The organism is Gordonia alkanivorans, assembly GCF_004011905.1.
Lineage (GTDB): Bacteria > Actinomycetota > Actinomycetes > Mycobacteriales > Mycobacteriaceae > Gordonia > Gordonia alkanivorans.
The window spans coordinates 697,372-711,608 of record NZ_CP027114.1 but is presented as its reverse complement, the minus strand read 5'-3'; the positions used below and the strand labels follow the sequence as shown (position 1 = coordinate 711,608).

14 protein-coding genes and 1 tRNA gene are annotated in these 14,237 nt (G+C 66.8%); 12 read left to right on the top strand and 3 right to left on the bottom strand.

Translation table 11 applies throughout. From position 1 onward, the window contains the following. The first annotated feature begins 78 nt into the window (after nucleotides 1-78). The 5 genes from C5O27_RS03340 (at nucleotide 79) to C5O27_RS03320 (ending at nucleotide 2,034) form a co-directional block, all read left to right on the top strand. On the top strand, nucleotides 79-621 hold the full coding sequence (locus C5O27_RS03340; RefSeq protein ID WP_006358720.1) for a tRNA adenosine deaminase-associated protein: 543 nt from the start codon (nucleotides 79-81) through the stop codon (nucleotides 619-621). Nucleotides 622-631: 10 nt separating this feature from the next. Then, nucleotides 632-1,096, top strand: a complete 465-nt coding sequence (locus tag C5O27_RS03335) for a nucleoside deaminase (RefSeq protein ID WP_006358719.1) — start codon at nucleotides 632-634, stop codon at nucleotides 1,094-1,096. 121 nt (nucleotides 1,097-1,217) lie between these two features. Next, nucleotides 1,218-1,487 carry a hypothetical protein gene (locus tag C5O27_RS03330; protein ID WP_006358718.1) on the top strand — a complete coding sequence of 90 codons (270 nt, stop codon included), beginning with the start codon at nucleotides 1,218-1,220 and terminating at the stop codon, nucleotides 1,485-1,487. 169 nt (nucleotides 1,488-1,656) lie between these two features. Further along, on the top strand, nucleotides 1,657-1,866 hold the full coding sequence (locus tag C5O27_RS03325) for a CsbD family protein (protein ID WP_006358717.1): 210 nt from the start codon (nucleotides 1,657-1,659) through the stop codon (nucleotides 1,864-1,866). Between the two features lie 77 nt (nucleotides 1,867-1,943). Further along, nucleotides 1,944-2,034 (top strand) — tRNA-Ser (locus C5O27_RS03320). 31 nt (nucleotides 2,035-2,065) lie between these two features. Here C5O27_RS03320 and C5O27_RS03315 read toward each other — a convergent pair. Then, nucleotides 2,066-2,527: a MarR family winged helix-turn-helix transcriptional regulator gene (locus C5O27_RS03315; RefSeq protein ID WP_127961910.1), complete on the bottom strand. Its 462-nt coding sequence runs from the start codon at nucleotides 2,525-2,527 to the stop codon at nucleotides 2,066-2,068. 96 nt (nucleotides 2,528-2,623) lie between these two features. Between C5O27_RS03315 and C5O27_RS03310 the strand changes: the two genes are divergently transcribed. From C5O27_RS03310 to C5O27_RS03290, 5 genes are all read left to right on the top strand, one after another. Continuing rightward, the gene (locus C5O27_RS03310) at nucleotides 2,624-3,514 is read left to right on the top strand and encodes an alpha/beta fold hydrolase (protein ID WP_127961909.1); all 891 of its coding nucleotides are present in this window, start codon (nucleotides 2,624-2,626) and stop codon (nucleotides 3,512-3,514) included. A 176-nt stretch (nucleotides 3,515-3,690) separates the two neighbouring features. Further along, on the top strand, nucleotides 3,691-5,157 hold the full coding sequence (locus tag C5O27_RS03305; protein WP_006358900.1) for a class I adenylate-forming enzyme family protein: 1,467 nt from the start codon (nucleotides 3,691-3,693) through the stop codon (nucleotides 5,155-5,157). Nucleotides 5,158-5,277: 120 nt separating this feature from the next. Next, nucleotides 5,278-7,140, top strand: a complete 1,863-nt coding sequence (locus C5O27_RS03300) for a DUF3556 domain-containing protein (protein ID WP_127961908.1) — start codon at nucleotides 5,278-5,280, stop codon at nucleotides 7,138-7,140. Continuing rightward, complete coding sequence (locus tag C5O27_RS03295) at nucleotides 7,137-8,564, top strand: phytoene desaturase family protein (protein ID WP_127961907.1); 1,428 nt, start codon at nucleotides 7,137-7,139, stop codon at nucleotides 8,562-8,564. Before C5O27_RS03300 ends, C5O27_RS03295 begins: the two co-directional genes overlap by 4 nt. Before the next feature lie 23 nt (nucleotides 8,565-8,587). Then, entirely contained in the window at nucleotides 8,588-9,874 is a 1,287-nt protein-coding gene (locus C5O27_RS03290; RefSeq protein WP_127961906.1) for a PucR family transcriptional regulator, read from the top strand. 10 nt (nucleotides 9,875-9,884) lie between these two features. Here C5O27_RS03290 and C5O27_RS03285 read toward each other — a convergent pair whose 3' ends face one another. After that, complete coding sequence (locus tag C5O27_RS03285; protein ID WP_127961905.1) at nucleotides 9,885-10,355, bottom strand: hypothetical protein; 471 nt, start codon at nucleotides 10,353-10,355, stop codon at nucleotides 9,885-9,887. Nucleotides 10,356-10,769: 414 nt separating this feature from the next. On the opposite strand from C5O27_RS03285, the gene C5O27_RS03280 reads away from it, so the two are divergent. Both C5O27_RS03280 and C5O27_RS03275 read left to right on the top strand, forming a co-directional pair. Further along, entirely contained in the window at nucleotides 10,770-11,129 is a 360-nt protein-coding gene (locus C5O27_RS03280) for a UBP-type zinc finger domain-containing protein (RefSeq protein ID WP_127961904.1), read from the top strand. A gap of 49 nt (nucleotides 11,130-11,178) precedes the next feature. Continuing rightward, on the top strand, nucleotides 11,179-12,444 hold the full coding sequence (locus C5O27_RS03275; protein ID WP_127961903.1) for an NAD(P)/FAD-dependent oxidoreductase: 1,266 nt from the start codon (nucleotides 11,179-11,181) through the stop codon (nucleotides 12,442-12,444). Here C5O27_RS03275 and C5O27_RS03270 read toward each other — a convergent pair. Further along, a complete protein-coding gene (locus C5O27_RS03270) occupies nucleotides 12,441-14,189 on the bottom strand; it encodes a DUF3556 domain-containing protein (RefSeq protein ID WP_127961902.1) in 1,749 nt (582 codons plus the stop codon). The two genes, C5O27_RS03275 and C5O27_RS03270, sit on opposite strands and share 4 nt — an antisense overlap. Nucleotides 14,190-14,237: the final 48 nt, after the last annotated feature.

Below are 14,237 nucleotides of genomic sequence, written 5' to 3'. Positions count from 1 at the left end.
CCGACAACGTTCCCATACCTTGATCGCTGCTCGTCCCGGGACTTGGGACTGCCGGTGATAGCGGCTACGGTTTCTCCCATGGCCGGTGCCGGATTTGGGAAGTCGGGGTCGAACGCGCAGGACGTGGACGACGACATCGACGGTTTCGCCGTCGCGGTGGTCCGTGACGAGAGCGGATGGAAGGTCTCTGCGCTCAAGCCGTCGGCGCTCTCCGATCTCGAGGACGCCGAGAGGCAACTCCGCGAGCTCCGTTCCGCCGGTGCGGTCTTCGGACTGCTCGACGTCGACGACGAGTTCTTCATCGTCATTCGTCCCGCGCCGACGGGTGCTCGTCTACTGCTCTCCGACGCCACTGCGGCGATCGACTACGACGTCGCGGCCGATGTCCTCGACGCCCTGAACCTCGACGTCCCCGACATCGACCCGGACGAGCTCGACACCGTCGACCCGTGGGAAGAGGGAGACCTGGCGGTCCTCGCCGACCTGGGCCTGCCCGACGCGGTCATGAGCATCATCGTCGGCGACACCGACCTCTACGCCGACGAGCAGCTCGGCATGATCGCCGCCCGACTCGGCTTCGCCGACGAACTGGGCAAGGTTCTCGACTCGCTCGGACACTGACCGGCTCCTGATGAGCGCCCCCGCCTGGGAGAACATGGTCCGCGCGGCGCTCGACGCCGCATCCTTGTCGGGTACCGACGACGTCCCGATCGGTGCCGTGGTCTTCGACCCCGAGGGCGTCGAACTCGCGCGCGCGGCCAACCGCCGGGAAGCAGACGGTGACCCGACCGCTCATGCCGAGGTTCTCGCCCTGCGCGCCGCCGCCCAGGCGTTCGGTGACGGCTGGCGACTCCCCGGCTGCACGATCGCGGTGACCGTCGAACCGTGCACGATGTGCGCCGGTGCCATCACGCTCTCGCGCGTCGACGCACTCGTGTTCGGGGCATGGGAGCCCAAGACCGGGGCGGTCGGGTCCCTGTGGGACGTCGTGCGGGACCCGCGACTCACCCACCGCCCCCAGGTGAAGGGCGGGGTACTCGAGGACGAGTGCCGGGCGCTGATGGTCGACTTCTTCGCGACGAAGCGCGAGCGCTGAGGGCGGCTGTCAGGGGCCGGCGACAAAAAGATCGGTGGGATCTCAGGGTCGCGACCGATGGTCGGCGCTGTGCTGCTCTGGCAGATTGGACTGGTACCGACCAGATCCTCGAGGAGAAGCCATGTCCGACCCGGCCGACAAGGTCACCGCAGCCTTCGACACCGCCAAGTCCAAGATCAACGAACTGGCCGAGAGCGGCAAGGTGCAGGAAGCACTGGGCACCGCCCGCGACAAGATCGACGAGTTCGTCGAGAGCAAGCAGGTCCAGGATGCGCTCGGCACCGCCAAGGACAAGCTGAGCGAACTCGCCGAAAACGAGAAGGTCCAGGAGGCCGTGACCACGGCCAAAGACAAGATCACCGAGGTCGCCCAGAAGTTCAACAACCGCTGATCATCCTCTGACCTGCGGTTCTGCAGGCCGGGGAATGTCTGTGGCACGGTGGGAACCAGGAGTCAGCTCCTTCGAGCGACGCCCGCGTCGAGCCACCGGCGCGTGAGGTCGCCGAGTTCTTCCACCTCGGCCGGCACCAGGCCGCGCCGAACCTCACCGAGGAGGCTTCATGGGAACCACTGACGACGCCAAGAACAAGGCCGAAGAGTTGAAGGGCCGTGGCAAGGAAGCCGCCGGCAGCCTCACCGACGATCAGAGTCTGAAGAACGAGGGCAAGGGCGATCAGGCCCACGCCCAGGGCAAGCAGAAGATCACCGAGGCCGCCGACGCCGTCAAGGGCAAGATCGACGACGTCAAGGACAAGCTCACCGGCCACTGATTGTCCGCTGCACCCGGTTTTATGGCTCTGACCAGCTGATTTAAGACTCAACGCCCTGCTGCGGTACAGTCTTTCGCGGTGGCGTGTCCGAGCGGCCGAAGGTGCAGCACTCGAAATGCTGTGTGCGGTAACCCCGTACCGAGGGTTCAAATCCCTCCGCCACCGCCAGGAATGACCCCCTATCGATTCAGGTAGGGGGTCATTTCGCTTCTCCGGGAGCCGTTAAGTTGCCGGCGACGTCGTCCCGAAGTGCTCGCAGGGCGTCTTCGGTCTCGGCGGCCCGGTGCGCGCCGACAGCCGCCTCCCATCGGACACGGATCTGCTCGAACGCAGCACTCCCGATCGCGATCGCCTCGCGACCGTGCGCGGTGATCTGCAGACTCTTGCGGCGCGCATCGTCGGTGTCTGCCGCTCGTTCCACGTAGCCCAGTCCCTCGAGCGTGCTGATGGTCTTGGCGGCCGCCTGGCGGGAGACGCCGAGGTGCCGGGCGAGGGAAGCGGCGTTGCCCGCCCCCTCCTCGATGGCCTCCATGGCGAGCTCATTGGAAACCGTGAGGCCCGCATGCCCGGCCTCGGTCAGTTTCTCGGTGACCTCGCGCGTCATCGCGTCGAAGGTCTCGACCAGCATGCGGGCGAACTGTGCGCCATGAGAAACGTCCACGCCGGGAGATTACTGCGCGCCCCGAGATGTTGACAACCTAGTTGTCATACTCCTACCGTATGTTGACAACCTAGTTGTCAATCTAAGGAGTCGATCATGATCATGGGCACGCAGATCCCGGTCCGGGCCACGATCCCCGGCGTCGAGCATCACGATGCAGCGGTGAACGGAACGGTGCTGCACTACGTTTCGGCGGGGCGGGAGGGCTCGCCGATCGTCCTGGTCCACGGGTTCCCCGAGTCGTGGTGGGCGTTCCACAAGCTGATCCCGCTGTTGGCGGGGACCCATCGGGTGTTCGCCCTCGACCTCCGCGGTTTCGGCGATTCGGCTGTCGCCGGCGACGACTTCACCAGTTCCATGGCCGCCGAGGACATCCACCAGTTCGTGAGACACCTCGCGTCCGGCCCCGTACATGTTCTCGCGCAGGATATCTCGGGCGGTGCGGTCTATCGGTTCGTCTCGGGGCATCCCGAACTCGTGCGGAGCCTTGTCGGCGTGGAGATGGGGCTGGCCGGATTCGGACTCGAGGGATTCGGGGATGTCACCCAGGGTGGTTCGTGGCACATCGGTGCGTTGGCCGCGCCAGGGATACCCGACCTGCTCATCGCCGGCCGCGAGCGGGAAGTGCTCGGCGAGTGGGCTTTTCCGACGATGACCACTGTCGAGGGGGCGGTTGGCGAGGAGGATCTCGACGAGTTCGTCCGGGTTTTCGCCCGAGACGGCGGTTGGCGCGGGGCAGCGGGTCTGTACCGGTCCATGCTCGCCGAAGGGGAGGAGTTCCGGGCCAGGGCTGCCGTGCCGCTGGCCGTGCCGATGCTCGCGGTCGGATCCTCCGGAGGGGCGTTCACCGTCCAGACGCTCGCGCAGATCTCCGGCGGGCCGCTGTCCGCGGTGGAGTTCGACGAGGTGGGCCACCACGTCGCGCTCGAGGCCCCGGATCGGCTCGCGACAGCGGTCGCCGACTTCCTCGCCGACGTGGACGGCTGACGCCCACGTCGGCAGCGGGGATGCTGCGTCGCGATCCCGGCAGAGGCTTTTGTGCTCCGAGGACAAACGCCTCTGCCAAGTCTGGCCTCCCGGGCCGTTTCAGATCACTTTGCGGTTGCTTAGTGTTCTGAATCACATACCGGAGGACAAACGTGATCTGCCTTGGAGGCCTACCCGTGACCAGTTCCTACTTCGCCTGGGACCTGACCGAGCGTGGCGACGCACCGTGTGTTCGCGACGACGCGACCGCACTCGACTACGTGGGCTTCGCCGAGCGCGTCGACGCCGCGGCCGAGCAGTTCGCCGGTCGAGGTGTCGGCCGGGGCGATGTGGTGGCGACCTTCCTGCCGAACCGCGTCGAACTGCTGATCACGCTGATGGCCGCCTGGCGGCTGGGCGCGGTCGCTACGCCGGTCAATCCCGCCTTCACGCCCGATGAGGCCGAGTACCAGCTCGCGGACTCGGGCGCACGCCTCGTCGTCGGGCTCACCGCGGGTGGCACCGATCCCGATCGTGACTTCCTCCCCGTCGACGACCTCGCCACGTCGCCGCCCCAGCGCTGGCGCGCCCCGGCCACGCCGAGCTTCGACGACGACGCACTGCTCATCTACACATCCGGCTCGACCGGCCGTCCCAAAGGCGTGCGCCTCTGCCACGGAAACCTGCACCACATGGGTTCGGCGATGGCCCAGCACTTCTCGCTCACCGATCGGGACCACGCACTACTCGTGCTGCCGCTGTTCCACGTCAACGCCATCTGCGTGAGCTTCCTGGCGCCGATGCTGGTCGGCGGGCAGTTGAGCATCACCGGCAAGTTCTCGCCGAGCCGATTCTTCGACGACGTCGAGCGACTGAAGCCGACGTACTTCTCCGCAGTCCCGACCATCTACGCGCTCCTCGTCTCGCAGCCCGGTCTGACCCCGGACGCGGTCGCTTCACTGCGATTCGCGGTCTGCGGGGCGGCCCCGATCTCCAAGGAACTGCTCGACCGGGTCGAGCAGGCCTTCGGCATCCCGATCGTCGAGGGCTACGGCCTGACCGAGGGGACGTGTGCGTCGGCCTGCAACCCGGTCGACGGTGTGCGCAAACTCGGCACGGTCGGGCCTGCGCTGCCCGGCCAGCACATCGCCGTCGTCGACGCCACGGGCGCCGAGGTGCCGACCGGTGAGATCGGCGAGGTCGTCATCAGCGGACCGAACGTGATGCGCGGCTACCTGAATCGTCCCGATGCCACCGCCTCGACCATCGTCGACGGCCGGCTGCACACCGGTGACGTCGGCCGTCTCGACTCCGACGGCTACCTGACCCTCGTCGACCGGATCAAGGACATGATCATCCGTGGCGGCGAGAACATCTACCCGAAGGAGATCGAGAACGCGCTCGCCACCCACCCCGACGTCCTCGAATGCGCCGTCGTCGGCGCCCCCGACGAGCTCTACGGCGAGCTGCCGGTCGCTTTCGTGGTCGCCTACCCGGAGCGGAACCCGTCGGTCGAGGAACTCGCCGACCACATCGCCGACCGACTCGCGAAGGTCAAGCAGCCCAGCGTGATCCACGTCATCGACGCTTTGCCGCGCAACCCCGTCGGCAAGATCGACAAGCCGACCCTGCGCAACGAGTTGCGCAGCCCCGCGCCCATCTGACGACCCCACACGATCCACCACCTCGCAGCCGTCCCGGCTGCCGAGTCGACACCCCACGCGCCACGGACCCCCGCGACGCCCGAATCCGGTGATATTCCACCGGAAAAGGAGTGCACAGCAATGGGACTCACCCAACCCGATTTCCCCCAAGTGGACCCGGAGACATTCCTCCAGAGACCGTTCTTCGACCGAATCCGCACACTCGGCGCCCATTGGGCCGATTACGGATTCGGCACACCGAAGATGGTGCACATCATCTATCTGGTGAAGGTCTTCGTCTTCTACGTCGGCGTGGGGATCACGCTCGCGACCCTGACGTCCGGACTCAACCCGCTCCACGTCACCGAGTGGTGGAACCAACCCATCGTCTACCAGAAGGCGATCCTGTGGACGGTGCTGGTGGAGATCCTCGGCATCGGCGGCTCGTGGGGTCCGCTGGCCGGCCACTTCAAGCCGATGACCGGAGGCATCCTGTACTGGTTGCGCCCCAAGACGATCCGGCTCCCACCGTGGCCCGGCAAGGTGCCCTTCACCAAGGGCGACTCCCGCACCCCCTTCGACGTCGCGGTGTACGCCCTGATCCTCACGAATCTCGTTGTCGCGATCGCTCTTCCGGGTGTCACGTCGGACTCGCTGGACGCCGCGATGGCCGACAACCAGGGCCTGGTGAACCCGACGCTGATGTACCCGCTGATCGCTCTGCTCGTCGTCATGGGTCTGCGGGACAAGGTCATCTTCCTCGCGGGACGATCCGAGCAGTACCTGCCCGCGATCATCTTCTTCGGAATCCTGCCGTTCGTGGACATGATCCTCGCGCTGAAGCTGCTGATCGTGACCGTCTGGGTCGGTGCCGGAATCTCCAAGATGGGGCATCACTTCTCGATGGTGATCCCGCCGATGCTGTCGAACACCCCGTGGTTGCCGAGCAAGACGGTCAAGCGTGCGCACTACCGCAACTTCCCCGAGGACATGCGGCCGTCGAAGCTGGCCGGCGGCGTCGGGCACGTGCTGGGCACCATCGTCGAGATCGTCACGCCCCTGGTGCTGCTCTTCTCCACCAACAAGACGCTCACCGTGGCCGCGGTCGTGCTCATGGTGTGCTTCCACCTGTTCATCCTGTCGACGTTCCCGCTGGCCGTTCCGCTCGAATGGAACATGCTGTTCGCCTACGCGTCGGTGTTCCTGTTCCTCGGGTTCCCGGCCTGGGACGGCTACGCCCTCACCGACACCTCGACCCCGTGGGGCATGGTGTTGATCGTCGCGGCGCTCTGCTTCTTCCCGATCCTGGGCAACCTGCGGCCCGACCTCGTCTCCTTCCTGCCGTCGATGCGTCAGTACGCCGGCAACTGGGCGTCGGCGACCTGGGCGTTCGCGCCGGGCGCCGAGGAGAAGCTCGACAAGTATGTTGTGCGACCGGCCAAGAACACCCGCACGCAGCTGCTCGAGTCGTACCCGCCGGAGGTCGCCGACGTGGTGATGCACCAGCTGCTGGCGTGGCGGTCGCTGCACAGCCAGGGCCGCGCGCTGTACTCGCTGATGATGCGCCGTCTCGGCTCCGACATCGACACCTACACCCTGCGCGAGGCCGAGTTCTCCTGTAACTCACTGGTGGCCTTCAACTTCGGTGACGGACACCTCCACGATGAGAAGCTGATCGCCGCCCTGCAGCGACGCTGCAACTTCGCGCCGGGTGAGTTCACCGTCGCGTGGATCGAGTCGCAGCCGATCCACAAGGGCACGCAGGCCTACAAGGTGATCGACGCCGCGCTGGGTGTCATCGAGACCGGCACCTACCGGGTCGTCGACGCGATCAACGAGCAGCCGTGGCTCCCGAACGGGCCGATCCCGTTCGACGTCGAGTGGACTCTCGACGTTGACGCTCGTCGCGCGGTCACCGATCCTGAAGTGGTGCGTGAACCGCGGATGCGCCGCAACGACAGCGGCACGTCGCCCGTGCAGGCGACAGATCAGGTGCAGCAGTGACCACTGCTGTCGTGGTCGGCGGCGGGCCCAACGGGCTCGCCGCCGCCCTGCACCTGGCCCGCAACGGCGTGCAGGTGCAGGTACTGGAAGCCGCCGACACGGTCGGGGGTGGCGCACGATCCGGCGAACTGACCGTCCCGGGCGTCATCCACGACCACTGCTCGGCGTTCCATCCGCTCGGGGTGGGGTCGCCGTTCTGGGCCGAGGTCGGACTCGAGAAGTACGGGCTCGTGTGGAAGTGGCCGGAGATCGACTGCGCCCACCCGCTGGACTCCGGCGACGCCGCGCTGCTGTACCAGTCGATCGCCGAGACCGCCGCCGGTCTGGGCGACGACGGAGTCCGCTGGCGGTCCATGTTCGGCGACCTCGCCGAACATTTCGACGACCTGGGTGAGGACCTGCTGCGGCCGATCGTCAACGTCCCCGGACACCCGATCTGTCTGGCGGCGTTCGGTCCTCGTGCGGTGCTGCCGGCGACCGTGCTCGCGCGGTGGTTCCGAACCGAACGGGCGCGTGCGCTCTACGGCGGGATCGCCGCGCACCTGTTCTCCCGCCTCGACCGGCCGCTGACGGCTTCTCTCGGTCTGATGATCGCCGCGAGCGGGCATCGATACGGATGGCCCGTCGCCGAGGGCGGTTCCGGCGCCATCGTCGCGGCGGTGTCGGCGGCGCTGCTCGACGCCGGCGGCAAGATCGAGACCGGAGTCCGTGTCAGTTCCCGTGCGGACATCCCCACCGCCGACCTCGTCCTGCTGGATCTGTCTCCGGCGCAGGTGCTTTCGATCTACGGCGACGCCATGCCCGCACGAATCCGTCGCTCCTACCGGCGGTACCGCGTCGGGTCGTCGGCCTTCAAAGTCGATTTCGTCATCGACGGTGACATCCCGTGGACCAATCCGGACTGTGTTCGGGCCGGAACCGTGCACCTCGGCGGCGACTTCGACGAGGTCGCGTACACGGAGAAGCAACGCGCGGCGGGGGTCATGCCGGCTCGGCCCTTCGTCCTGCTCGGTCAGCAGTACGTCGCCGATCCCAGTCGGAGTGCGGGTGACATCAATCCGATCTACGCCTACGCCCACGTCCCGCGGGGTTTCGACGGCGACGCCACCGAACAGATCGTGGCGCAGATCGAGAGATTCGCCCCCGGTTTCCGCGACCGCATCGTCGCCACGACGAGCCTGGGAACCGAGGCTCTGCACCAGGGCAACGCCAACTTCGCGGCCGGTGACATCATCGGCGGCGCCAACAACGGGCTGCAGATGGTCCTGCGTCCCCGCCTTGCGGTCGATCCGTACTCGACAGGCGTCCCGGGCGTGTACATCTGCTCTCAGTCCAGTCCGCCGGGAGCCGGTGTGCACGGGTTGTGCGGGTACCACGCCGCGGAGTCGGCGTTGCGTCACGCCCGGGTGGGTTCGGCCCGGTGACCGGTTCGGGTGCGTTTCGCTCGATGTCGACGGCCGCGGGCGACGCAGCCCGCGACCGGCTGGCCGGGGTGCCCGCCGCGGCCGGCTCCGAACTGCTCGAACACGCCGCGCTGGTCGCGAAGATGTTGCGGGAGGGCGAGTCCGAGCTCGTCGCCGAGCTGAGCTCGATGATGACCCGCGGCATCGACCAACTCGACACCGACCCCAAGCTGATCGAACTTCTCGCGGCCAGCGTTCACGGCAACGTGTCGACGATCATCCATGTCCTGGCCAACGACATCCCCATCGAGCATCTCCAACCGGCAACCGCCGCAGTGGAATATGCGCTCAGGCTGGCGCAGCGCGACGTGCCGTCGAACTCACTCGTCCGGGCGTACCACATGGGACAGAACAGCATGATGCACCGCTGTTACCGGATGGTCGAGGAACTCGACCTCGATGCCGAGGCCTCCATGGCGCTCATCCGGCACATCTCAGATGTCGTCTTCGGCTACATCGACTGGATAACGCTCTACGTGTTCGAGGCCTACGAGGACGAGCGCCGCCGGTGGCTCGGCGTCGAGGGCAACGTGCAGTCGGCCGCCATCCACTCGTTCCTCGACAGCCTCGACGCCGACGACCGCGACTTCGAGAGCGAGACCGGATACCGCCTGGAACGGCGGCATCTCGCGCTGATCGTGTGGTCGGCCGACGACGATCCGCGCGAGCTGGGCGCGCTCACCCGCGCGGCGCGAGACCTGGCCGTACAGATCGGTGGCGGAGGGGACCCGATCGTCACCGCGATCGACCGGTCGACCGTCTGGGCCTGGATTCCCTTGGCAGTTCGCGGCGACGACGACAGCGTTGCGCAGGCAACGGTGCCGCCGGGGGTCAGGGTCGCCTGGGGCCTCCCGGCGTCGGGTGCGCGTGGTTTCCGGCGCACACACGAGCAGGCCCGCGCCGCCTATTCGGTCGCCACGACGCCGGGGAGTTCGGCCGGACAGGTCGTCGGCTTCGGCGACCGGGGTGTCGCCGTCGTGTCATTACTTGCCCGCGAACTGGATTCGACGCGTGCCTGGGTCCACGAAGTACTGGGCGGACTCGCCGAGGACACCCCGAACGCGGCGATGCTGCGCGAGACGCTGTCGGTGTACTTCGCCACGAAGGAAAGTCACCTCCACACCGCCGAACGCCTGAACCTGCACCGGAACACGGTGAAGTACCGCGTCGGGAAGGCGCTGGCCGAGGTGCCGCGCGACCGCGACCGCCTCGACCTCGCCCTGGCCCTCAAGGTCTGCGAGTTCCTCGGCCCCACGGTTCTCGACCGCTGAGGCCGTCCGGTCAGCCGATCGCGGTCCTGTTCACTTGTGCGGTGCTCTTCTGTCTCGCCGCGACGGGAGACAGTGCCACGGCGATGGTGCCGGTCACAACCAGGTGAGACGGGATCTGGGCGTGGAGTGTTCGGCGGTGCCGGGACAGGTCGACGACGGTGATGTCGAGCATCGGCCCTGTCGAGCCGGCCCCGGGGAACGCGACGTCGAGGATCGAGGAGTGGAGGGGTAGCGCGGCATCGATGGCCACGACCACGCGTCCATGGGCGACGACCACCGAGGTCATGCGGGTCACCAGCGTCGGATACCACTCTGACGGCTCGCACGAGGTCTGGCTGACGGGCAGTCCGTCGGCGCCGAGATAGAAGGCGACTTTGCGTCGAAGGGATTCCTCTCGCAACGAGAGATCGCCTGCGAGAATGTCGTCCCCGACGGCGTTGAGCTGGGCTCCCCAGGTGGCTGCATCGAAGGTACTGGTCACTTCTGACCCCTCTCGGCGAAGGACTGCGTTCTCACAGTGTGACCGATCGGGGGACGTTCCGCACCTCGACGCGGCGGAAAAACGTTGACCAACAACAGAATTGAAGACCTGCCGAGGATCGTGCGCACACGCTGGCTCGGACGCCGATCCGGCGCGAACGACGATCGGGTCCCCGACCGCGATCTCGTCGTGTGCCTCCGATCATGGCGCAACCGGCGAACCTGCGCACCTCGGACACGCCGTTGTCGATTGTTCGAGGGAACCGCGATACCGGCTAGCCGGTAGTCCCGTGCACCGGCCAGCCTCCGGTCGGGTTGGCGGTCAGCATCGACGACATCCGCCCGCCATCGGACGAGTCTTGGAGTCACCGATCCAAGGACTCTGCAGTGACACTGCGCGAGAGGGGCTCTCACCATGAACGACACATCGATCGACACCAGCGTTCCGCCGAGCGGACCGGGTTGCGTCGAATGCGAAGCCGCCGGGTCCTGGTGGTTCCACCTGCGGCGATGCGCCGAGTGCGGCCACATCGGCTGCTGCGACGACTCGCTCAGCCGCCACGCCCGTCAGCACGCCGCCGAAACCGGACACCCGGTCATGCAGAGCTTCGAACCCGGGGAGAACTGGTTCTACAGCTTCCGAACCCGTCAGGTGTTCGACGGCCCGACGATGGTCGAACCCACCTCCCACCCAGCCGACCAGGGCGTGCCGGGCCCGGTCGGTCGTGTGCCCGACGACTGGGTCCGGCAGCTGAACCACGCCCACGCACGCTGACTTCCGAAACACTCTCGACCACCGCACTTCACGAATCACGGAGCCCCTCATGTCCACAACGACGAATTCGCACGCCACCGACCTCGTCACCGTCTACGGTCGCAGCCAGTGCCGGCGAGCGTTCGAGCTACGCGACTTCCTCAGCCGGAGCGTCGTCCACTTCCAATGGGTCCCGATCGACAACGATGTCGACTGCACCCGGCGCTTCGGTCTTCCGCTCGACGAGACAGACCTTCCGATCGTCGACCTGTCTGACGGTTCACGGCTGCACTCGCCGACGGTCGCGGAGCTGGCGGACCAGCTCGGGTGGGTCCGGGAACCCAGGCTGCAGGAGTACGACGTCGCGATCTACGGCGCCGGGCCGGCGGGTCTGTCCGCCGCGGTCTACGCGGCTTCTGAGGGGTTGAGTGTCGCCGTCCTGGAGCGCGAGGCCGTCGGCGGGCAGGCCGGTTACAGCAGCCTCATCGAGAACTACCTCGGCTTCCCGAAGGGCATCCCCGGTGGCGAACTGACGGAACGTGCCCGCCAGCAGGCGGTCTCGTTCGGCGCCGAACTCCTCCTCATGCGCGACGGGATGCAGACCCGCTTCGCCGACGATCGGGTGTACACGACCCTGAACGACGGCACGACCGTCGTCTCACGGACTGCGGTGTGCACCACCGGAGTCGAGTGGCGACGCCTCGGAATCCCCGACGAAGAGCGCTATATGGGCTGCGGCCTGTTCTACGGGGCGGGGACCAGCGAGGCCTCGACGTGCTCCGACCTCGAGGTGTTCGTCGTCGGCGGCGGCAACTCGGCGGGCCAGGCGGTGATGAACCTGTCGGCGCACGCCAAGCGCGTCACCATGCTGGTTCGCGGGCCGTCCCTGTCGGCGACGCTGTCCGCCTATCTCGAGGAGCGGGTCGTCCGGCAACCCAACGTCGAGATCAGGACGAACACCCGGGTGGTCGGCCTCGACGGAGCGCAGGGGCTGACATCGATCCGTCTCGAGGACACCAAGACCGGCGCCGTCGAGGATGCCGACACGGAACGACTCTTCGTGTGCATCGGCGGCGACCCCGCCACCGAATGGGCTGCCGGGACCCCGCTGGTGCGCGACGATCACGGATTCCTCATCACCGGACCCGATCTCGTGCGCACCCATCACGAGGCGCACTGGCCGCTCGAGCGTGCCCCCTACTACATGGAGACCTCGGTTCCCGGCTTCTTCGCGGCGGGCGACGTCCGCCGGAACTCGGTGAAGCGCGTGGCATCCGCCGTGGGTGAAGGGGCGATGGCGGTCACCTTCGTCCACAGTTACCTCGCCTCGACCTAGCTGTGAACGCCGGTGTGGCTCCCGTCGGCGCGCCACGTCACCGTCGTCGGGACCTCGTCGTCCCAGGGCTGGCGGGTGACGAGGTCGGCGACCCGGACGTACCCGCGTTCGAAGATGCCGGTGGCCGGATCGAGAAGGCGGTACTCCTGGGTCTGGCGATGAATCGGCTGGGCGTCGAGCAGGACGATCCGGACCTCACCCGGCTCGAAGTGGCAACGCCGCTGTAGTGATTCGATCAGCTGCTCGTTCGAGAGGTGGCCGTCGCCGAAGTTCCAGCCCATCGCGGTGCTGCAGATCCGCTCACCGTCGGTGAGGACATACTGATCCTCCGGGGTGGGGGCCATCGCCTTGTGCGCCAATGTGAACAGTGCCCGACCGTGACTGTTGAAGGCGCGGAACGCATATCCCATGTACAGCGGGATCTGGGCGGCTTCGGGACTGCCGTAGAAGCGTTCGAGCTGAGCGGCCGGCATCGAGGCGATGGCGACGATACCGGCTTCGATCTTCGCCGACGCCGACGGTTTGATGCACCACAGCCCCGTGTCCCAGTTGCCGGCGTAGTACCGCATGCCCGGCAGGAAGGACACCTTGCGCGGCATCAGATTGCCGACGACGACTGTCGTCGCCGACACTGCGAACAACAGTATCGGCCAGGGTGATTCGAGATCGGTGAGGCCGATGCCCGGGTGTCCCACGAAGATCGCCAGGATGCCGAACATCATGAAGACATTCCACTCGAGCGGGACCCCCATCGGGATCGACGACAGGATGCCGAAGTGGAAGACGAGCATGATCGCGGCGGCGATCCCGCCGACCCAACCGCCGTGCGAGAAGAACAGCACGATGGGGACGAGTCCCTCGATTGCCGTGGAGAAGTGGGCGATCCAGCGTGACCGTCGTCCGGGGCGCAGGTCGTCGGGGAAGTCCTCGAAGAACTTGCGTTTGATCTTCGGCGACCGCCAGATCGGGTTGTTCGACATCATCGTCGCGATCACGAAGGGGAAGTGCTTGTTCAGCTTCGATGTCGCCGCACCCAGCCAGATGCACAGGAACATGAGCTTGGCGCCGATGATCATGTCGACGCCGCTGAACAGGAAGGTCACCGTGAGTGCGCCGTACACCTCCCCGCGCGCTGCGAGGAAGACCGTCTTGTCGCGGAGCCCGATCGCGGCGAGGAGTGCGAGGATCGTCCAGATCTGCCACACCGGCAGAACTCCGACGGTCGTGTCGAGAGCGGGGACGGCGCCGGACCCGGGGCTGAACAGCGCGATCAGCACGACGACGATCAGCGCGCCGTAGAGCGCGACGTCGACCGGGGTTCGGGTGTCGCCCGTGGTCAAGGGGATGCGCGGCCACGGGGGCTGGCGGATCGTCTTGGGGCGCAACCAGTAGAGGATCGAACCGAAGGGCGGGAAGAAGCGGTTGTTCAACGGACCGAACCCGCAGCCGAAGCCCACGACCTCGAGCAGCATCGTGTAGAGGACGACCTTCTGGAAGACGATCGGCTCGTTGTACCAGTCGGTGACGGCGAAGAAGCCGTCGATGCCGGGTGTCGAGATGACGATCGCCCAGCCGATCAGGATGTAGGCGAGGATCTTTCCGACGTAGAACAGGTGCAAGGCGACCGGGGTCCCGAATCCGACCTCGGCCCAGTGTCGCGCCATCGGTCGGATCTTCTCCGCCCGCGTGCCCTGGCTCCAGGTCGGAAAATCGATGTCCGGCGTGGTCTGCTTCAGGAATCCCATCGTCGCTGAACGTAACAAACCAAGCGATTGCTTGGGGTCGGATCGGGC